The organism is Pseudomonas sp. JL2, assembly GCF_031570495.1.
Lineage (GTDB): Bacteria > Pseudomonadota > Gammaproteobacteria > Pseudomonadales > Pseudomonadaceae > Aquipseudomonas > Aquipseudomonas rhizophila.
Genome location: NZ_JAKUDH010000005.1, coordinates 224691 through 243384, shown reverse-complemented (window position 1 = coordinate 243384; position 18694 = coordinate 224691). Strand labels below are relative to the sequence as shown.

Below are 18694 nucleotides of genomic sequence, written 5' to 3'. Positions count from 1 at the left end.
TAAATCCGCATGTGATGGTCAGGAGGTTCAAGTGAACAAATCGATGCTGGTTGGTGCGGTATTGGGTGCTGTCGGTGTGACTGCCGGTGGTGCGGTAGCCACCTACAGCTTGGTCAAAAGCGGCCCTGAGTATGCGCAAGTATTGGCCGTGGACCCGGTTAAAACACAAATCAAGACCCCCCGTGAAGTGTGCAAGGACGTCACCGTGACCCGGCAGAAGCCGGTCCAGGATCAACACCAGATCGCCGGTACCGTATTGGGCGCCGTGGCCGGTGGCCTGTTGGGTAACCAGATCGGCGGCGGCACCGGCAAGAAAATCGCCACCGTGGCGGGTGCGGCCGGCGGCGGTTATGCCGGTAACAAGATTCAGGAAGGCATGCAGGAGCGCGACACCTACACCACCACCCAAACTCGCTGCAACACGGTCAACGACATCAGCGACAAGGTTGTAGGTTATGACGTTCGCTACATGCTTGATGGCAAGGAAGGCAAAGTCCGCATGGACCGCGACCCGGGCAACCAGATCCCGGTGAACAAGGAAGGCCAACTGATCCTGGGTCAGAACGAACCGGCTCAGTGATCCAGCGGTTATGAAGAAGCACCCTTCGGGGTGCTTTTTTTACGCCCGCATTTTATGGCCCACCACCCATCCCCTGTGGGAGCGAGCCTGCTCGCGATAGCGGTGGTTCAGCTTGCATCCATTGATCGTTCCCACGCTCTGCGTGGGAATACCGCCAGGGACGCTCCGCGTTCCGCTTCTAGAGGTGACGCAGAGCGTCACGGGATGCATTCCCACGCAGAGCGTGGGAACGATCAGTGAGTGGTGTGAGACAGGCATAAAAAAAGCACCCCGAAAGGTGCTTTTTCTGTAGCCGAGCTGCTTAGCGCTTCAGCGAAGCCGGCAGGTGCGGCTGGATAGCGGTGAGTACGGCCTTGAAGCATTTGGTGTTGCCGGCAACGATGTGGCCTTTTTCAAGGAAGTCGTGGCCGCCGGTGAAGTCGCTCACCAAACCACCGGCTTCCTGGATCAGCAGGGCGCCTGCTGCCATGTCCCATTCGGACAGGCCCGACTCCCAGAATGCATCGAAACGGCCGGCGGCGACATATGCCAGGTCCAGGCTCGCGGCGCCAGCGCGGCGGATGCCGGCGGTCTGGCCGACCAGGGCGCGGAACATGCCCAGGTAGTTGTCCAGGTTGTCCATCTGGTCATCGCGGAACGGGAAGCCAGTGCCCAGCAGGGCGCCGTCCAGGCTGGTGCGGCCGCTGACGCGCAGGCGACGACCGTTCAGCTGGGCGCCACGGCCACGGCTGGCGGTGAATTCTTCCTGGCGAACCGGGTCCAGCACGACGGCGTGTTCCAGGCGACCACGGTATTTGCAGGCGATGCTGACAGCGAAATGAGGGATGCCGCGCAGGAAGTTGGTGGTGCCGTCCAGCGGATCGATGATCCACAGGTACTCTTCACCTTCGATGCCGGTGCCGGCGTGCATGCCGGTCTCTTCACCCAGGATCGAGTGGTTCGGGTAAGCCTTGCGCAGTGCGTCGACGATTTTCTGTTCGGCGGCGCGATCAACCTCGGACACGTAGTCCTTCGCGTCTTTTTCATCGACCTTGATGGTATCCAGGCGCTCGATGGAGCGGAAGATCAGTTCACTGGCGCTGCGGGCGGCGCGCAGCGCGATATTCAGCATGGGCTGCATGGATGTGTCACCTAAGGTTGTTAAAGAAAGCCGCGCATTCTATCAGAAAGTTTTCCCAGGAGAAGGTTGGTGTTCGCTTTCATAGCTTAACGGTAGGTGCTTAGGTAAGATTTGCTCCCTTTATCGTGTTCGAGAGCGCCTCCCTTGTTGCAGAACATTCGTGTCGTCCTGGTCAATACCAGCCATCCGGGAAATATCGGCGGGGCTGCGCGGGCCATGAAGAACATGGGCCTGTCGCGGCTGGTGCTGGTCGAGCCACGCTCGTTTCCCCATCACGAAGCCGACGCCCGGGCTTCCGGCGCCGGTGACATCCTGGCAGCCGCCCAAGTGGTCGCCACCCTGGAAGACGCCCTGGTGGGCTGCAACCTGGTGCTCGGCACCAGCGCCCGCGACCGCCGTATCCCCTGGCCGCTGCTCGACCCCCGCGAATGCGGAACGAAAGTGGTCGAGGAAGCCGGGCAGGGTGCTGAGATCGCCCTCGTGTTTGGCCGTGAAGATTCCGGCCTGACCAACGAAGAGCTGCAGCGATGTCACTTTCACGTGCATATCCCTTCCGACCCGCAGTTCAGTTCCCTGAACCTCGGGGCGGCGGTGCAGGTGTTGAGTTATGAAGTGCGCATGGCCTGGCTGGCAGCCGAAGGCAAGCCCAGCAAGGTGGAAAAATTCGAGGCCACGTCGCCGCGCAGTGAGACACTGGCGACCATGGACGAGCTGGAGCGGCTCTATGAACACCTGGAGCAGACCCTGGTGGACATCGAGTTTCTCGACCCGGACAAGCCCCGGCACTTGATGGCGCGCCTGCGTCGGTTGTACGGACGAAGCTCGGTCAGCCGGGCGGAGATGAATATATTGCGCGGCATCCTCACGGAAACCCAGAAAGCGGCCCGTGGCGAGCTGATTAAGCGGAAGGAATAAAGATGTTCGATCGTTTGCGTGAAGATATCCAAAGCGTTTTCCATCGTGACCCGGCGGCGCGCAATGCCTTTGAAGTGCTGACCTGCTACCCGGGCATGCACGCCATCTGGATCCATCGCCTGTCGAGTGCCTTGTGGGGCATGGGCTGGAAGTGGTTGGCTCGAGTTGTCTCCAACTTCGGACGCTGGTTGACCGGGATCGAGATCCACCCGGGCGCCAAGGTCGGTCGCCGGTTCTTCATCGACCACGGCATGGGCATTGTCATTGGTGAAACCGCCGAGATCGGCGATGACGTGACGCTCTACCAGGGCGTGACCCTCGGCGGCACCAGCTGGAACAAAGGCAAGCGCCACCCGACGCTGGAAGACGGCGTGGTGGTTGGCGCCGGTGCCAAGGTGCTCGGGCCGTTCACGGTGGGGGCGGGGGCGAAAGTCGGCTCCAATGCGGTGGTGACCAAGGCTGTGCCGGCCGGTGCAACCGTGGTGGGCATTCCGGGGCGGATCATCGTCAAGACCGATGACGAGCAGGACGCCCGCCGCAAGGCCATGGCCGAGAAGATCGGCTTCGATGCCTACGGTGTCGGCGAAGACATGCCCGACCCGGTCGCCCGTGCGATCAACCAGTTGCTCGATCACCTGCAGGCCGTCGATGGGCGCCTGGAGGGCATGTGCGGCGCCCTGAAGGACCTGGGCAGTAATTACTGCGCCAAGGACCTGCCTGAACTGCGCGAGGAGGATTTTGCGTGTGTGAAGGATAAGGATCAGAGTCAGGCGGGCTGAAATCCTGTAGGCCCCTTCGCGAGCAGGCTCGCTCCCACATTGGATCTGTGGTGTACACAAATCGTGCAGCCACCCAAGACCCCCTGTGGGAGCGAGCCTACTCGCGATGAGCGATAACGCGGTATCGCTGGTCGCCACTGGCCAGCCTTTGCTATGATGCGCGCGCTCTTTTGCGGGTAAACCTGAGTAAAGCACTAGGTCTTATACTTGACTTAAATACTCGGGAATTGCATACTCGCCCCATTCCGAACTCCGTGGTAATTGTCCATGCGACTGACTACAAAAGGCCGATACGCCGTGACCGCGATGCTGGATTTGGCATTGCATGCGCAGCACGGGCCGGTGTCCCTGGCCGATATCTCCGAGCGCCAGGGCATTTCCCTGTCTTACCTTGAACAGCTGTTCGCCAAGCTGCGCCGCAGTAACCTGGTTTCCAGTGTGCGCGGCCCCGGCGGCGGTTATCAGCTGTCACGCGACATGCAGGGCATCCAGGTTGCCCAGGTGATCGACGCGGTGAACGAATCGGTCGATGCGACCAAATGCCAGGGCCTTGGCGACTGCCATGGCGGCGATACTTGCCTGACCCACCACTTGTGGTGTGACTTGAGCCTGCAGATCCACGAATTTCTTAGCGGTATCAGCTTGGCTGACCTTGTAACTCGTCGCGAGGTGCAGGAAGTAGCCCAGCGTCAGGACCAGCGTCGTTGCAATGGCAAGACGCCGCACCTGGACAAGATTGAAGCGTCCGCCGTCGAATGACCGCCGCAGAGCAAGCGGAACGCCAGCCAGCCTGATTTAGGAGAAAGTCCATGAAATTGCCGATTTACCTTGATTACTCTGCGACCACCCCGGTTGATCCGCGTGTCGCGCAAAAGATGAGTGAATGCCTGCTGGTCGACGGAAACTTCGGTAACCCGGCGTCCCGCTCCCACGTGTTCGGCTGGAAAGCCGAAGAGTCGGTCGAAAACGCCCGCCGCCAGGTCGCTGACCTGGTCAATGCCGACCCGCGTGAAATCGTCTGGACCTCTGGTGCTACTGAGTCCGACAACCTGGCAATCAAGGGTGTCGCGCACTTCTATCACACCAAGGGCAAGCACCTGATCACCTCCAAGATCGAGCACAAGGCTGTCCTGGACACCATGCGCCAACTGGAGCGTGAAGGCTTCGAAGTCACCTACATCGAGCCAGGTGAAGACGGCATCATCACCCCGGCCATGGTGGAAGCCGCACTGCGCGACGACACCATCCTGGTTTCGATCATGCATGTGAACAACGAAATCGGCACCGTCAACGACATCGAGGCCATCGGCGAGCTGACCCGCTCCAAGGGCGTCCTGTTCCACGTCGACGGCGCGCAGTCCACCGGCAAGGTCGACATTGACCTGTCGAAGCTCAAAGTCGACCTGATGTCGTTCTCTGCCCACAAGACCTACGGCCCTAAAGGCATCGGCGCGCTGTACGTGAGCCGCAAGCCGCGTGTTCGCCTTGAAGCGACCATGCACGGCGGCGGTCACGAGCGTGGCATGCGTTCCGGCACCCTGGCGACCCACCAGATCGTCGGCATGGGCGAAGCCTTCCGTGTGGCCAAGGAAGACATGGCCGCCGAGAACGTACGCATCAAGGCCCTGAGCGACCGCTTCTTCAAGCAGGTCGAGCACCTCGAGGAGCTTTACGTCAACGGCAGCATGATTGCCCGTGTACCGCACAACCTGAACCTGAGCTTCAACTACGTTGAAGGCGAGTCGCTGATCATGGCGCTCAAGGATCTGGCCGTGTCGTCCGGTTCGGCATGCACCTCGGCGTCCCTTGAGCCTTCGTACGTACTGCGCGCCCTGGGCCGCAACGACGAACTGGCTCACAGCTCGATCCGCTTCACCTTCGGCCGCTTCACCACCGAAGAAGAAATCGATTACGCCGCGCAGAAAGTCTGCGAGGCCGTTACCAAGCTGCGCGCTCTGTCGCCGCTGTGGGACATGTATAAAGACGGCATCGACATCTCGAAAATCGAGTGGGCGGCGCACTGAAGAAGTCGCCACCAGAGCGGCTCACTGATGAGGATTGAAGCAAATGGCATATAGCGAAAAGGTCATCGACCACTACGAAAACCCGCGCAACGTCGGCAAGATGGACGCGCAGGATCCTGATGTTGGCACCGGCATGGTCGGCGCCCCAGCGTGCGGCGACGTCATGCGTCTGCAGATCAAGGTCAACGAGCAAGGCATCATCGAAGACGCCAAGTTCAAGACCTACGGCTGCGGTTCGGCCATTGCGTCCAGCTCCCTGGCCACCGAGTGGATGAAGGGCAAGACCCTTGATGAGGCTGAAACCATCAAGAACACTCAGCTGGCCGAAGAACTGGCCCTGCCGCCAGTGAAGATCCACTGCTCGGTACTCGCCGAGGACGCCATCAAGGCTGCCGTTCGCGATTACAAGCAGAAGAAAGGCTTGATCTGATCCGCGCACAGGTAAGGAGTTTTCATGGCTATCCAGATGACAGAAGCGGCAGCTAAGCATGTGCAGCGCTCTCTTGAGGGGCGCGGCAAGGGCGAGGGTATCCGCCTGGGTGTTCGCACCACGGGCTGCTCTGGTCTTGCCTACGTGCTCGAATTCGTCGACGAAGTGGGCGAAGACGATCAGGTGTTCGAGAGTCATGGTCAGAAAGTGATCATCGACCCGAAAAGCCTGACGTACCTGGACGGCACTGAGCTGGATTTCGTCAAGGAAGGGTTGAACGAAGGCTTCAAGTTCAACAACCCCAACGTGCGCGGTGAATGTGGCTGCGGCGAAAGCTTCAACATCTGAGGCGGCTTGTGGGTACTCCTTGTCATTTTGCTTTGTTCCAGTTGCAGCCGGGCTTTTCCCTGGATCTCGAGCAGTTGTCCGCTCGTTATCTGGAGCTGGCCCGCGGTGTCCATCCCGACCGCTTCGCTGATGCCTCGGAGGCAGAGCAGCGGCGCGCGCTGGAACAGTCGGCGAACCTCAACGACGCTTATCAGACGCTCAAGAACCCGGCCAAGCGCGCGCGTTATCTGCTGGCCATCAGCGGTCATGAGTTGCCTCTGGAAGTCACCGTGCATGATCCCGAGTTTCTGTTGCAGCAGATGCAGTGGCGCGAAGAACTCGAAGATCTGCAGGACAGCGCCGATCTGGCCGGTGTCGCGGTGTTCAAGCGCCGCTTGAAGGACGCCCAGCACACCTTGAATGAAAGCTTCGCAGCCTGTTGGGACGATGCCGCGCAACGCGAACAGGCCGAACGCCTGATGCGGCGCATGCAGTTCCTCGACAAGCTCACCTACGAAGTGCGCCAGCTCGAAGAGCGCCTCGACGATTAACCCAGTGCCGCTCCGGTCGCACGCCTGATTACAGATAAGTCCTGATTACGATGGCCCTACTGCAGATCGCCGAACCCGGCCAAAGTCCACAACCGCACCAGCGTCGCCTGGCTGTGGGAATTGACTTGGGTACTACCAATTCCCTGGTCGCTGCGTTGCGCAGCGGTCTTTCCGAACCGCTGGCCGATGAGCAGGGGCAGGTGATCCTGCCGTCCGCCGTGCGCTATCACGCCGATCATGTGGAAGTGGGCGAGTCAGCCAAGCTGGCCGCCGCGACCGATCCGTTCAATACCATTGTGTCGGTCAAGCGCCTGATGGGGCGTGGTCTGTCCGACGTCAAGCAATTGGGTGATCAGCTGCCGTACCGTTTCGTCGACGGCGAATCCCACATGCCGTTCATTGAAACGGTGCAGGGCCCGAAAAGCCCGGTGGAAGTTTCCGCTGACATTCTCAAGGTGCTGCGCCAGCGCGCCGAAGCGGCATTGGGCGGCGAATTGGTCGGTGCGGTCATCACTGTCCCGGCCTATTTCGACGACGCCCAGCGTCAAGCCACCAAGGATGCGGCCAAGCTGGCCGGTCTGAACGTGCTGCGCCTGCTCAACGAGCCGACCGCCGCTGCGGTGGCCTACGGTCTGGACCAGCACGCCGAAGGCCTCGTCGCGATCTATGACTTGGGCGGCGGCACCTTTGATATCTCCATCCTGCGCCTGACCGGCGGTGTATTCGAAGTCCTGGCCACCGGCGGCGACAGCGCCCTGGGCGGCGATGACTTCGATCACGCCATCGCCGGCTGGATCATCGAGCAAGCGGGCCTGTCCGCCGACCTTGATCCGGGCGCGCAACGTCATCTGCTGCAAACGGCCTGCGCCGCCAAGGAAGCCCTGACCGACGCTGCAAGTGTCGAAGTGGCGTACGGCGACTGGAAGGCTGCACTGAGCCGTGAGGCCTTTGATGCGCTGATCGAGCCCATGGTCGCCCGCAGCCTCAAGGCTTGCCGCCGCGCCGTGCGTGATTCCGGCGTGGAGCTCGAAGACGTCAAGGCTGTGGTCATGGTCGGTGGTTCGACCCGTGTGCCTCGGGTTCGCGAAGCTGTTGCCGAGGCCTTTGGCCGCCAGCCGCTGACAGAAATCGACCCGGACCAGGTGGTTGCCATCGGCGCCGCGATCCAGGCCGATACACTGGCCGGCAACAAGCGCGACGGCGGCGAGCTGCTGTTGCTCGACGTGATTCCATTGTCCCTGGGGCTGGAAACCATGGGCGGCCTGATGGAGAAGGTGATTCCACGCAACACCACCATCCCCGTTGCCCGTGCCCAGGACTTCACCACTTATAAAGATGGCCAGTCGGCCATGATGATTCATGTGCTGCAAGGCGAGCGTGAACTGATCAGCGACTGCCGTTCCCTGGCTCGCTTCGAATTGCGCGGCATCCCGGCGATGGTGGCCGGTGCGGCGAAGATTCGCGTGACCTTCCAGGTCGACGCCGACGGTTTGCTCAATGTTTCCGCCCGCGAGCTGGGTTCGGGCGTCGAGGCGAGCATCCAGGTCAAGCCGTCCTACGGTCTGACCGACGGCGAAATCGCCAAAATGCTCAAGGATTCGTTCCAGCATGCCAGCGACGACAAGGTCGCCCGGGTATTGCGCGAGCAGCAGGTCGACGGCCAGCGTCTGGTCGAAGCCGTGCAGGCCGCTCTTGAGGCCGATGGTGACCGTCTGCTGGACGCCGAGGAACGCATGGTGATCGAGCTGCAAATGCAGGAGTTGTCTGAATTGATCAAAGGCACCGATGGTTATGCCATCGAGCAGCAGACCAAGCGTCTGTCGCAAGTCACCGATGCCTTTGCTGCCCGCCGCCTGGACTCGACGGTCAAAGCCGCCCTGGCGGGGCGCAACCTGAATGAAATTGAGGAATAACTGATGCCGCAGGTGATTTTTCTGCCCCACGAGAAGTTCTGTCCCGAGGGCATGGTCGTGGAGTGTGAGCCCGGAATTTCCATTCTCGAGCTGGCCCATGAGCACCATATCGAGATGGAAAGTGCCTGTGGCGGCGTCTGTGCGTGCACGACTTGCCATTGCATTATTCGCGAGGGCTTCGATTCGCTCGAAGAGGCAGACGAGCTGGAAGAGGACTTCCTCGATCGGGCCTGGGGCCTGGAAGCGCAATCGCGCCTGGGCTGTCAGGCGATTGTCGGTACGGAAGACCTGACTGTCGAAATCCCAAGATACTCGCTTAACCACGCTGCCGAAGCGCCGCACTGATTCAAGGAGCTGTCATGGGCCTTAAATGGGTTGATGTACAAGAGATCGCTATCCTGTTGGCTGATGGTTATCCGGATACGGATCCCTATTCGGTAAACTTTGTGGCATTGCGTGACATGGTCATGGCTTTGCCGGGGTTTGACGACGATCGGGATCGCGGCGGTGAAAAGGTCCTTGAAGCGATCCAGACTGCCTGGAAAGAAGAGCAGGACTGAAGCTTCCCTTACGCAGTTAGGCAATACCCAAGAACCCGCGTATAATTCGCGGGTTTAATTTTTCGCAAATTACCGTTTCTGGAGTTACACCATGGCTGTTCAACGTACTTTCTCCATCATCAAGCCTGACGCCGTTGCTAAAAACGTGATCGGCAAGATCGTTACCCGCTTCGAAGACGCTGGCCTGCGCGTTGTAGCTTCGAAAATGAAGCAACTGTCCAAGGCCGAAGCCGAAGGCTTCTACGCTGAGCACAGCGAGCGCGGCTTCTTCGGTGAGCTGGTTGCCTTCATGACTTCCGGTCCGGTTGTCGTTCAGGTGCTGGAAGGCGAAAACGCCATTGCTCGCAACCGTGAGCTGATGGGCGCCACCAACCCTAAAGAAGCTGCTGCCGGCACCATCCGTGCTGACTTCGCTGAGTCGATCGACGCCAACGCCGTTCACGGTTCGGACTCCGAAGCCGCTGCTGCTCGCGAAATCGCTTACTTTTTCTCCGCTACTGAAGTAACCACTCGCTAAGCCCAGGCTTTTGAGTGAAGGTGAATCCATGACTACATCGAACGGCAAAACCAACCTGTTGGGCCTGACCCAGCCGGAAATGGAGAAATTCTTCGACTCGATCGGGGAGAAGCGTTTCCGTGCCGGCCAGGTGATGAAATGGATTCACCACTTTGGCGTCGACGACTTCGACGCCATGACGAATGTCAGCAAGGCCCTGCGCGAAAAGCTCAAGGCCGTTGCTGAAATTCGCGGTCCGGAAGTGGTCAGCGAGGACATCTCCAGCGACGGCACCCGTAAGTGGGTGGTGCGCGTGGCGTCCGGCAGCTGCGTCGAGACCGTCTACATTCCCCAGGGCAAACGCGGCACCTTGTGCGTTTCGTCCCAGGCAGGCTGTGCCCTGGATTGCAGTTTCTGCTCCACCGGCAAGCAAGGCTTCAATAGCAACCTCACCGCCGCCGAAGTGATCGGCCAGGTGTGGATTGCCAACAAATCCTTTGGCAGCGTCCCGGCGACCGTCGACCGTGCCATCACCAACGTGGTGATGATGGGCATGGGTGAGCCGCTGCTGAACTTCGACAACGTCATCGCTGCCATGCACCTGATGATGGATGACCTGGGTTATGGCATCTCCAAGCGCCGGGTGACCCTGTCCACCTCCGGCGTGGTGCCGATGATCGATGAGCTGGCCAAGCACATCGACGTCTCCCTGGCGTTGTCGCTGCACGCACCCAATGACGCATTGCGTAACCAATTGGTGCCGATCAACAAGAAATATCCGCTTAAGATGCTGCTGGAATCGTGTCAGCGCTACATGTCGTCCCTGGGCGAAAAACGCGTGCTGACCATTGAGTACACGCTGCTCAAGGACGTGAACGACAAGGTTGAACACGCGGTCGAGATGATCGAGCTGCTCAAGAACATCCCTTGCAAGATCAACCTGATCCCGTTCAACCCGTTCCCGCATTCCGGTTACGAGCGTCCGAGCAACAACGCGATTCGTCGCTTCCAGGACCAGCTTCATCACGCGGGCTTCAACGTCACCGTGCGTACCACCCGCGGCGAAGACATCGATGCCGCGTGTGGCCAATTGGTAGGACAGGTGCTGGATCGCACCCGTCGCAGTGAACGCTACATTGCCGTGCGTGAGTTGAACGCCGCCGACGATGTCGCGCAAAACGCTGCGAACAGTCACTAAGAGAGGAACTCTATGTCCCTGCGCTTCGCGCTGCTGTTGCTGTTGGCCGGTCTTTGCACCGGTTGTGTTCTGTCGGGTGACTACAACCCCATGAAAACCAGCAAGGGGCGCGACGAGGCGCGTGAAGCCTATGTGCAATTGGGCATAGGCTATCTGCAACAGGGCATGACCGAGCGGGCCAAGGTGCCGCTCAAGAAAGCCCTGGAGCTGGACGATTCAGATGCTGATGCCAACGCGGCCCTGGCGTTGGTATTCCAGGTCGAGATGGAACCTGAACTGGCCGACGCGCATTTTCGCAAGGCGCTCTCCGCTGTGCCGCAGGATGCGCGGATCCTGAACAACTACGGCAGCTTCCTTTTCGAGCAGAAGCGTTACAAAGAGGCCTACGAGCGCTTCGAGCAGGCGACCGCCGATACCCTTTACCCCGAGCGTTCGCGGGTGTTTGAAAACCTGGGCATGACGGCCTCGAAACTCGGCCAGCGTGATCTGGCTCGCCAGCAGCTTGAAAAAGCGCTGCGGCTCAACCGCCAGCAGCCACGGGCATTGCTGGAAATGGCTGAGTTGTCTTACGAAGACAGGCATTATGTGCCCGCGCGCGATTATTACGAACGTTTTAGCCTGCTGAGCGAGCAAAATGCACGTAGTCTATTGCTCGGTGTTCGGCTGGCCCACGTGTTCGAAGATCGTGACAAGGCCGCCAGTTTTGGCCTGCAACTAAAAAGACTCTATCCCGGTACGCCGGAATATCAGCAATACCTGTCGGAGCAATGATGAAAGCGGCGCATCCTGAAGTTGTAGCAGCGACTCGCGTAAATCCCGGTGAGACCCTGCGCCAAGCTCGCGAAAGCAATGGTTGGTCGCTGGCAGAGGTGGCTCTCAAGCTCAATCTCACCGTGGCTTCCCTGGGCAACCTGGAAGCCGGCGCGTTCGATAAATTGCCTGGGCATACTTTCGCTCGGGGCTACATCCGTGCCTACGCCAAATTGCTCGGCATGGACCAGACCGAACTGGTCCAGCAATTCGATCAATACACCGGTTCCGACGCCCAGGGCAGCAGTGTGCACAGCCTGGGCCGCATCGAAGAGCCGGTTCGCGTTTCCCACACCATTTTGCGAATCGTCAGTTTGTTGCTGTTGATCGCGGTGATTGGTGGCGGTTTCCTCTGGTGGCAGGACCAGGCCGCCTTGCGCGCCAAGGATCCCATCGCCATGAACCCTGAGCATGTCGAGGTCGAAGGCGCCGACGGCACCACCCGCATACATCCGCTGGACGAGCCGGAAGATCAGGCTGTGGTGGAAGGCCAGAGCGCAGGGGAGACCAACCTGGTGTTGCCTCAGGGGCAGGATGGCGCAGATCCGGCCGTCGGTGCTGAACCGAGTGTGCCGGCCGCTCCGGCAGACGCGCCTGCTGCACCCGCCACGCCAGCCCCGACCGCCAATGCGCCGGCTACTCAAGCGCCGGCTGTACCGAGCACACCCGCCCCTGTCGTCGAGACTCCGGCTGCGCCCGCCGCAGCGCCAGCAACTCCGACAGCCTCCACCACTGCGGTAGCGCCCGTCGCTCCCGCAGCCGGTCAAGGCCAGGTACAGATTCAATTTACCGCCGACTGCTGGACGCAGATCACCGATGGCACCGGCAAGGTGCTGTTCAGTGGCCTCAAGCGCAAGGGCGACAGCACTTCCGTCAACGGCACGCCGCCGTTTGCCGTGCGCCTGGGTTATGCCCGTGGCGCGCAGGTCAGCTACAACGGCCAACCGGTCGACGTGGCTCCGTTCACCAGTGGCGAGACCGCTCGCCTGAAGTTGGGTCAATAAGTCATGCACGGCGAATCTCCAATCAAACGTCGCGAATCGCGAAAGATCTGGGTCGGCAACGTTCCTGTTGGCGGCGATGCGCCCATCGCTGTGCAAAGCATGACCAACAGCGACACCAACGACGTGGCCGCCACCGTTGCGCAGATCAACCGACTGGAAGCCGCCGGTGTCGACATCGTGCGGGTTTCCGTGCCGGACATGGACGCCGCCGAGGCGTTCGGCAAAATCAAGCAGTTGGTCAAAGTGCCGCTGGTGGCCGACATTCACTTCGACTACCGCATCGCCCTGCGCGTGGCCGAGCTGGGTGTGGACTGCCTGCGCATCAACCCGGGCAACATCGGTCGCGAAGACCGCGTGCGTGCGGTGGTGGATGCTGCCCGCGACCGTGGTATTCCGATCCGCATCGGCGTCAACGCCGGTTCCCTGGAAAAAGACCTGCAAAAGAAATACGGCGAACCGACCCCGGCTGCGCTGGTGGAGTCGGCCCTGCGCCATGTCGAGCACCTGGAACGCCTGAACTTCCAGGACTTCAAGGTCAGCGTGAAGGCTTCCGACGTGTTCATGGCCGTCGAAGCCTATCGCTTGCTGGCCAAGGAAATCGTCCAGCCGCTGCACCTGGGCATCACCGAGGCCGGTGGGTTGCGTTCGGGCACGGTGAAATCCGCCGTCGGCCTCGGTATGCTGCTCGCCGAAGGAATTGGCGATACCATCCGCATCTCGTTGGCGGCCGATCCGGTGGAGGAAGTGAAAGTCGGCTACGACATTCTCAAGTCCCTGCACCTGCGTTCCCGTGGCATCAACTTCATCGCCTGCCCAAGCTGCTCGCGGCAGAACTTTGATGTGGTCAAGACCATGAACGAGCTGGAAGGGCGCCTGGAAGACCTGCTGGTGCCGCTGGATGTCGCGGTGATTGGTTGCGTGGTCAACGGGCCGGGTGAAGCCAAGGAGGCCCATATCGGCCTCACCGGCGGTACACCGAACCTGATTTACATCGACGGCAAGCCGTCGCAGAAACTGACGAATGACAATCTGGTGGATGAACTGGAACGGCTGATCCGCCAGAAAGCGGCCGAAAAGGTCGAGGCCGACGCTGCTGTAATCGCGCGTGGTTGAGTCGAACGAATTTAAGGATTACCTGTGAGCAAGTCCCTGCAAGCCATTCGTGGCATGAACGACATCCTGCCCGAGCAGACGCCCCTGTGGCGCTATTTCGAGGGCACCGTGGCGCGTTTGCTGGATAACTACGGTTACCGGCAGATCCGCATGCCGATCGTCGAGTTTACCGAACTGTTCAAGCGTTCCATCGGCGAAGTGACTGACATCGTCGAAAAAGAGATGTACACCTTCGAAGACCGCAACGGCGATTCGCTGACCTTGCGCCCCGAAGGCACGGCGGCGTGCGTGCGTGCAGTGCTCGAGCACGGCATTACCGGTGGTGGCCAGGTGCAGAAACTCTGGTACATCGGCCCGATGTTTCGCCACGAGCGTCCACAGAAAGGTCGTTATCGCCAGTTCCACCAGATAGGCCTGGAGGTATTCAACCTCGACGGTCCGGACATCGACGCCGAGCTGATCGTATTGACCTGGCGCCTGTGGGGCGAGCTGGGCATTCGTGATGCGGTCAAGCTCGAACTCAACAGCCTGGGCACCAGCGAGTCCCGTGGGCGCTACCGCGAAGCGCTGGTGGAGTTCCTGTCCGCTCACCTGGACAAGCTGGACGAAGACAGTCAGCGCCGCCTCAAGACCAATCCGCTGCGGGTGTTGGATACCAAGAACGCCGACACGCAGGCGATCCTGGTCGATGCGCCGAAAATGGCTGATTACCTCGACGATGAATCCCGTGCGCACTTCGAGGGGCTGAAGGCGCGTCTGGATGCCGTCGGTATTCCCTATGTCATCAACCCGAAGCTGGTCCGCGGGCTGGATTACTACAGCAAGACCGTCTTTGAATGGGTCACCGACAAGTTGGGCGCCCAGGGAACTGTGTGTGCCGGCGGCCGTTACGACGGGCTGGTGGAACAGATGGGCGGAAAGCCGACCTCGGGCGTGGGTTTTGCCATGGGCATCGAACGTCTGGTGTTGATGCTTGAGACGCTGGACAAGATCCCGCAGGAAATCGCCCGTCAGGTCGACGTTTACCTGTGCGCCTTCGGCGAAGCAGCCGAACTGGCGGCCCTGGCGCTGAGCGAGCGGGTCCGCGACCAGCTGCCCAACCTGCGCCTGCAGATCAACGCCGGCGGCGGCAGCTTCAAGAGCCAGTTCAAGAAGGCCGACAAGAGTGGTGCGCTGTATGCACTGATTCTCGGTGACGACGAATTGGCCCAGCAAGTGGTAGGTTTCAAACCCCTGCGTGGCCAGGGCGAACAACAAAGCATTGCCTGGGATGCGCTTGCCGCACACCTGGCCACCTGCGTCGTGCAGGGTTGAAGCTGTCAAACAGCCGATTTAGCGATTAAGGAGTATTGGGGTGTCGAGTACCGAAGATGAACAGCTGGCGGATTTGAAGGACTGGTGGACGCGCAACGGCAAGCCGCTGGTCACTGGCGGCCTGTTGGCGCTGGTCATCGTGTTCGGCTGGCAGGCCTGGCAGAAATACCAGAGCAACCAGGCGCAAGGCGCTTCGATGCTCTATCAGCAGTTGCTGGAAACCACCCTGACCCCGGACGGCAAGCCTGACGCTGCCCGCGTGGCGGAGTTGGCCGGCAAGCTCGACAACGAATTCGGCGGCACCGCCTACGCGCAATATGGCCGTCTGTTCGTGGCCAAGGTCGCGGTAGACACCGGCAAGCTGGACGACGCCGCCACCGAGCTGAAGGCCATTGTCGACAAGCCGGTCAACCCGACCCTGGGCGAAGTGGCGCGTCAGCGCCTGGCGCAGGTGCTGGCGGCGCAGAACAAGGCCGAAGATGCGTTGAAGCTGCTCGACGGTGATGCCGACAAGGCGTTCCTGGCGACCCGCGAAGAACTCAAGGGCGACCTGCTGGTACAGCTTGGTCGTGCTGATGAGGCCCATGCGGCCTACCAAAAAGCCAAGGCTGCGCTGTCGGATGAAGCCGCGGTCGGTGGCCTGCAAATCAAGCTGGACGACCTGGCCAAAGGGGATGCGTGACGTGATCCGTTGGAAACATGCAGCATTGCTGGCTCTGGCCATTCTGGCCGCGGGTTGCAGCAGCAACAGCAAGAAAGAACTGCCACCGGCCGAACTGACCGACTTCAAAGAAGAAGTCGTGCTGCAGAAGCAATGGAGTCGCTCCATCGGTGACGGCCAGGGTGAAACCTACAACATGCTGGTGCCAGCCATCGATGGCGACACTATCTATGCCTCCGACGTCACTGGCGTGGTGATGGCGATGGATCGCACCAATGGCGACGTCAAGTGGGAGCAGGATCTCGAACTGCCCGTTTCCGGCGCTGTTGGCGTGGGTTACGGGCTGGTCATGATCGGCACGCTCAAGGGCGAAATCGTGGCCCTGGACGCCAGCAGCGGTGAAGAGAAATGGCGCGCTCGCGTGACCAGTGAAGTCCTCGCACCGCCGGCCACCAACGGTGACGTGGTCGTGGTACAGACCCAGGATGACAGCCTGATCGGTCTGGATGCCGCCACTGGCGAGCAGCGCTGGTTGTACGACAGCACCCCGGCGGTACTGACCCTGCGCGGCACCAGTGCGCCGATCGTCACCAACCGCCTCGCGGTGGCCGGGTTGTCGACCGGTAAAGTGGTGGCCCTGGATATTTCCAACGGCGTGCCGGTCTGGGAACAGCGCGTGGCCATCCCACAGGGCCGTTCGGAACTGGAGCGCGTGGTCGACATCGACGGCGGCCTGCTGTTGTCTGGCAGTACGCTGTACGTTGCCAGCTACCAGGGACGCGTTGCGGCGCTGGACCTGGAAAGCGGTCGCCCGCTGTGGCAGCGCGATGCGTCCAGCTACGCCGGTGTCGCCGAGGGTTTGGGCAGCGTCTACGTGAGCCTGTCCTCGGGCACGGTTGAAGGCGTCGACGAGCGTTCCACCACCGCATTGTGGAGCAACGACTCCCTGGCCCGTCGTCAACTGTCGGCCCCGGAAGTGTTCTCCAGCTACGTTGCAGTCGGTGACCTGGAAGGTTACCTGCACCTGCTCAGCCAGGTGGACGGTCGTTTCGTCGGCCGTGAGCGCATCGACAGCGACGGCCTGCGTGCCCGTCCGCTGGTGGTGGGCAACATGATTTATGTGTATGGCAACAGCGGCAAACTGGAAGCCCTGACCATCAAGTAAGACTATGCTTGGGTTAATCCCAAGCGGCTTCATTTTTGTGGGCGCGAGCCTGCTCGCGAATGCGGTGGTCCAGTGGCATGGATGTCGACTGATCCAACGCTTTCGCGAGCAGGCTCGCTCCCACAGGATGGCCCCCGAGCACCAGCCGCTGCCTCGCAGCGGCTTTTGTATTTTCTGAAATAACGAAGTGGAGAGCCGCATGGTTCCCGTAATCGCCCTGGTGGGCCGACCGAACGTCGGCAAGTCCACCTTGTTCAACCGCCTGACCAGGACTCGCGACGCCATTGTCGGCGACTTGTCCGGTCTGACCCGTGATCGCCAATACGGTGAGGCCAAGTGGCAAGGGCGTACCTATATTCTGGTCGACACCGGTGGCATCTCCGGTGATGAACACGGCATGGACGAAAAAATGGCCGAGCAGTCGCTGCTCGCCATCGAAGAAGCGGATGTGGTGCTGTTCCTGGTAGACGCCAAGGCCGGTTTTACCGCCGCCGACCAGATGATCGCCGAGCATCTGCGCAAACGTAACAAGCGTTCCTACGTGGTGGCCAACAAGGTCGACAACATCGACCCGGACATGGCTCGCGCTGAATTCGCGCCGTTGGGCATGGGCCAGGCGATCCCGATCGCCGGCGCCCACGGTCGTGGCATCACCCAGATGCTGGAAATCGCCCTGGCTGATTTCCCCAAAGACGACGAAGACGAACCGGAAGACGGTGAAGAAGAAATCGTTGCCGAAGGCGAGGAAGCCAAGCGCATTCCTGGCCCTAGCGAAAAAGACGGGATCAAGATCGCCATCATCGGCCGCCCGAACGTCGGCAAGTCGACGCTGGTCAACCGCATGCTCGGCGAAGACCGGGTCATCGTGTACGACCAGCCCGGCACCACCCGCGACAGTATCTACATCCCGTTCGAGCGTAACGAAGAGAAGTACACGCTGATAGACACGGCCGGTGTGCGCAAGCGCGGCAAGATCCACGAAGAAGTCGAAAAATTCTCCGTGGTCAAAACCCTGCAGGCGATCAAAGACGCCAACGTGGTGATCTTCGTGATGGACGCCCGCGAAGGCGTGGTCGATCACGACCTGAACCTGTTGGGCTTCGCCCTGGAAGCCGGCCGTGCGTTGGTCATCGCGATCAACAAGTGGGACGGCATGACGCCTAGCGAACGGGATTTCGTCAAGGTTGAACTGCAGCGTCGCCTGTTCTTCGTTGACTTCGCCGACATCCACTTCATTTCGGCCTTGCACGGTACGGGCGTGGGCAACCTCTACGCGTCGGTGCAGAACTCGTTCAAGTCGGCGGTCACCCGCTGGCCGACCAACCGTCTGACCCAGATCCTGGAAGACGCCGTCGGCGAGCACGCGCCACCGATGGTCAACAACCGCCGGATCAAGCTGCGTTACGCTCACCTGGGTGGTGCCAACCCGCCGATCATCGTGATTCACGGTAACCAGATCGAGAAGGTGCCCAAGTCGTACGTCCGGTATCTGGAAAACACTTATCGCCGCGTCCTGAAGCTGGTCGGCACGCCGATCCGCATCGAGTTCAAGGGCGGCGAGAACCCGTACGAAGGCAACAAGAACACGCTCACCGACCGTCAGGTCAACAAGAAGCGCCGCTTGATGTCGCACCATAAGAAGGCTGACAAGAAGCGTCGTGATAAACGCTGATCGATAGTCACCGCAGTTCCACTGTGGGAGCGAGCTTGCTCGCGATAGCGGCAGTACATCAA

The 18694-nt window shown here is 60.6% G+C and carries 21 protein-coding genes; 20 read left to right on the top strand and 1 reads right to left on the bottom strand.

The annotated features are described in order from the left end of the window. Nucleotides 1–31: 31 nt before the first annotated feature. Nucleotides 32–580 carry a glycine zipper 2TM domain-containing protein gene (locus tag MKS85_RS10250; protein WP_047227466.1) on the top strand — a complete coding sequence of 183 codons (549 nt, stop codon included), beginning with the start codon at nt 32–34 and terminating at the stop codon, nt 578–580. 301 nt (nt 581–881) lie between these two features. Here the strand turns inward: MKS85_RS10250 and suhB are convergent, their stop codons facing one another. Then, nucleotides 882–1700, bottom strand: coding sequence for an inositol-phosphate phosphatase (gene suhB / locus MKS85_RS10245; RefSeq protein ID WP_003185165.1), 819 nt, complete (start codon nt 1698–1700; stop codon nt 882–884). 144 nt (nt 1701–1844) lie between these two features. Here suhB and trmJ point away from each other — a divergent pair, with 144 nt between their 5' ends. The 19 genes from trmJ (at nt 1845) to der (ending at nt 18632) form a co-directional block, all read left to right on the top strand. Next, nucleotides 1845–2615, top strand: coding sequence for a tRNA (cytosine(32)/uridine(32)-2'-O)-methyltransferase TrmJ (gene trmJ / locus MKS85_RS10240; protein ID WP_047227467.1), 771 nt, complete (start codon nt 1845–1847; stop codon nt 2613–2615). Nucleotides 2616–2617: 2 nt separating this feature from the next. After that, nucleotides 2618–3394: a serine O-acetyltransferase gene (gene cysE, locus MKS85_RS10235; RefSeq protein WP_047227468.1), complete on the top strand. Its 777-nt coding sequence runs from the start codon at nt 2618–2620 to the stop codon at nt 3392–3394. 267 nt (nt 3395–3661) lie between these two features. Then, the gene (iscR, locus tag MKS85_RS10230; protein WP_047227469.1) at nt 3662–4153 is read left to right on the top strand and encodes a Fe-S cluster assembly transcriptional regulator IscR; all 492 of its coding nucleotides are present in this window, start codon (nt 3662–3664) and stop codon (nt 4151–4153) included. A gap of 50 nt (nt 4154–4203) precedes the next feature. After that, nucleotides 4204–5418 (top strand): IscS subfamily cysteine desulfurase, encoded by a 1215-nt coding sequence (locus MKS85_RS10225; protein WP_188251292.1) that lies wholly within the window; start codon nt 4204–4206, stop codon nt 5416–5418. Between the two features lie 43 nt (nt 5419–5461). Then, a complete protein-coding gene (iscU, locus tag MKS85_RS10220; RefSeq protein WP_003185157.1) occupies nt 5462–5848 on the top strand; it encodes a Fe-S cluster assembly scaffold IscU in 387 nt (128 codons plus the stop codon). Between the two features lie 24 nt (nt 5849–5872). Then, on the top strand, nt 5873–6196 hold the full coding sequence (gene iscA / locus MKS85_RS10215) for an iron-sulfur cluster assembly protein IscA (protein ID WP_047227471.1): 324 nt from the start codon (nt 5873–5875) through the stop codon (nt 6194–6196). Nucleotides 6197–6204: 8 nt separating this feature from the next. Continuing rightward, nucleotides 6205–6726: a co-chaperone HscB gene (gene hscB / locus MKS85_RS10210; protein ID WP_047227472.1), complete on the top strand. Its 522-nt coding sequence runs from the start codon at nt 6205–6207 to the stop codon at nt 6724–6726. 50 nt (nt 6727–6776) lie between these two features. Then, nucleotides 6777–8639, top strand: a complete 1863-nt coding sequence (gene hscA / locus MKS85_RS10205; RefSeq protein ID WP_047227473.1) for a Fe-S protein assembly chaperone HscA — start codon at nt 6777–6779, stop codon at nt 8637–8639. 3 nt (nt 8640–8642) lie between these two features. Further along, entirely contained in the window at nt 8643–8984 is a 342-nt protein-coding gene (gene fdx / locus MKS85_RS10200) for an ISC system 2Fe-2S type ferredoxin (protein ID WP_076386240.1), read from the top strand. A gap of 14 nt (nt 8985–8998) precedes the next feature. Beyond that, the gene (iscX, locus tag MKS85_RS10195) at nt 8999–9199 is read left to right on the top strand and encodes a Fe-S cluster assembly protein IscX (RefSeq protein WP_139051095.1); all 201 of its coding nucleotides are present in this window, start codon (nt 8999–9001) and stop codon (nt 9197–9199) included. Nucleotides 9200–9290: 91 nt separating this feature from the next. Further along, nucleotides 9291–9716, top strand: a complete 426-nt coding sequence (ndk, locus tag MKS85_RS10190) for a nucleoside-diphosphate kinase (protein ID WP_042727994.1) — start codon at nt 9291–9293, stop codon at nt 9714–9716. A 28-nt stretch (nt 9717–9744) separates the two neighbouring features. Further along, on the top strand, nt 9745–10893 hold the full coding sequence (gene rlmN, locus MKS85_RS10185; RefSeq protein WP_047227475.1) for a 23S rRNA (adenine(2503)-C(2))-methyltransferase RlmN: 1149 nt from the start codon (nt 9745–9747) through the stop codon (nt 10891–10893). 12 nt (nt 10894–10905) lie between these two features. After that, nucleotides 10906–11664 (top strand): type IV pilus biogenesis/stability protein PilW, encoded by a 759-nt coding sequence (gene pilW / locus MKS85_RS10180; RefSeq protein WP_188251291.1) that lies wholly within the window; start codon nt 10906–10908, stop codon nt 11662–11664. After that, nucleotides 11664–12707 (top strand): RodZ family helix-turn-helix domain-containing protein, encoded by a 1044-nt coding sequence (locus tag MKS85_RS10175; RefSeq protein WP_047227477.1) that lies wholly within the window; start codon nt 11664–11666, stop codon nt 12705–12707. The genes pilW and MKS85_RS10175 overlap by 1 nt, the downstream gene beginning before the upstream one ends. Before the next feature lie 3 nt (nt 12708–12710). Beyond that, nucleotides 12711–13820 (top strand): flavodoxin-dependent (E)-4-hydroxy-3-methylbut-2-enyl-diphosphate synthase, encoded by a 1110-nt coding sequence (ispG, locus tag MKS85_RS10170; protein ID WP_003185136.1) that lies wholly within the window; start codon nt 12711–12713, stop codon nt 13818–13820. A gap of 24 nt (nt 13821–13844) precedes the next feature. After that, nucleotides 13845–15134 carry a histidine--tRNA ligase gene (hisS, locus tag MKS85_RS10165; protein WP_047227478.1) on the top strand — a complete coding sequence of 430 codons (1290 nt, stop codon included), beginning with the start codon at nt 13845–13847 and terminating at the stop codon, nt 15132–15134. 40 nt (nt 15135–15174) lie between these two features. Further along, on the top strand, nt 15175–15816 hold the full coding sequence (locus MKS85_RS10160; RefSeq protein ID WP_047227479.1) for a tetratricopeptide repeat protein: 642 nt from the start codon (nt 15175–15177) through the stop codon (nt 15814–15816). Then, nucleotides 15809–16960, top strand: coding sequence for an outer membrane protein assembly factor BamB (gene bamB / locus MKS85_RS10155; protein WP_047227480.1), 1152 nt, complete (start codon nt 15809–15811; stop codon nt 16958–16960). Before MKS85_RS10160 ends, bamB begins: the two co-directional genes overlap by 8 nt. A gap of 199 nt (nt 16961–17159) precedes the next feature. Continuing rightward, entirely contained in the window at nt 17160–18632 is a 1473-nt protein-coding gene (der, locus tag MKS85_RS10150) for a ribosome biogenesis GTPase Der (protein WP_076386232.1), read from the top strand. Nucleotides 18633–18694 lie beyond the last annotated feature (62 nt).

What these genes read in the sequence shown, in the direction of transcription:
- suhB (WP_003185165.1), bottom strand. Translation starts at nt 1,700, where the DNA reads ATGCAGCCCATGCTGAATATCGCGCTGCGCGCCGCCCGCAGCGCCAGT.
- cysE (WP_047227468.1), top strand. Translation starts at nt 2,618, where the DNA reads ATGTTCGATCGTTTGCGTGAAGATATCCAAAGCGTTTTCCATCGTGAC.
- iscR (WP_047227469.1), top strand. Translation starts at nt 3,662, where the DNA reads ATGCGACTGACTACAAAAGGCCGATACGCCGTGACCGCGATGCTGGAT.
- MKS85_RS10225 (WP_188251292.1), top strand. Translation starts at nt 4,204, where the DNA reads ATGAAATTGCCGATTTACCTTGATTACTCTGCGACCACCCCGGTTGAT.
- iscU (WP_003185157.1), top strand. Translation starts at nt 5,462, where the DNA reads ATGGCATATAGCGAAAAGGTCATCGACCACTACGAAAACCCGCGCAAC.
- iscA (WP_047227471.1), top strand. Translation starts at nt 5,873, where the DNA reads ATGGCTATCCAGATGACAGAAGCGGCAGCTAAGCATGTGCAGCGCTCT.
- hscA (WP_047227473.1), top strand. Translation starts at nt 6,777, where the DNA reads ATGGCCCTACTGCAGATCGCCGAACCCGGCCAAAGTCCACAACCGCAC.
- fdx (WP_076386240.1), top strand. Translation starts at nt 8,643, where the DNA reads ATGCCGCAGGTGATTTTTCTGCCCCACGAGAAGTTCTGTCCCGAGGGC.
- iscX (WP_139051095.1), top strand. Translation starts at nt 8,999, where the DNA reads ATGGGCCTTAAATGGGTTGATGTACAAGAGATCGCTATCCTGTTGGCT.
- ndk (WP_042727994.1), top strand. Translation starts at nt 9,291, where the DNA reads ATGGCTGTTCAACGTACTTTCTCCATCATCAAGCCTGACGCCGTTGCT.
- rlmN (WP_047227475.1), top strand. Translation starts at nt 9,745, where the DNA reads ATGACTACATCGAACGGCAAAACCAACCTGTTGGGCCTGACCCAGCCG.
- pilW (WP_188251291.1), top strand. Translation starts at nt 10,906, where the DNA reads ATGTCCCTGCGCTTCGCGCTGCTGTTGCTGTTGGCCGGTCTTTGCACC.
- MKS85_RS10175 (WP_047227477.1), top strand. Translation starts at nt 11,664, where the DNA reads ATGAAAGCGGCGCATCCTGAAGTTGTAGCAGCGACTCGCGTAAATCCC.
- ispG (WP_003185136.1), top strand. Translation starts at nt 12,711, where the DNA reads ATGCACGGCGAATCTCCAATCAAACGTCGCGAATCGCGAAAGATCTGG.
- bamB (WP_047227480.1), top strand. Translation starts at nt 15,809, where the DNA reads ATGCGTGACGTGATCCGTTGGAAACATGCAGCATTGCTGGCTCTGGCC.
- der (WP_076386232.1), top strand. Translation starts at nt 17,160, where the DNA reads ATGGTTCCCGTAATCGCCCTGGTGGGCCGACCGAACGTCGGCAAGTCC.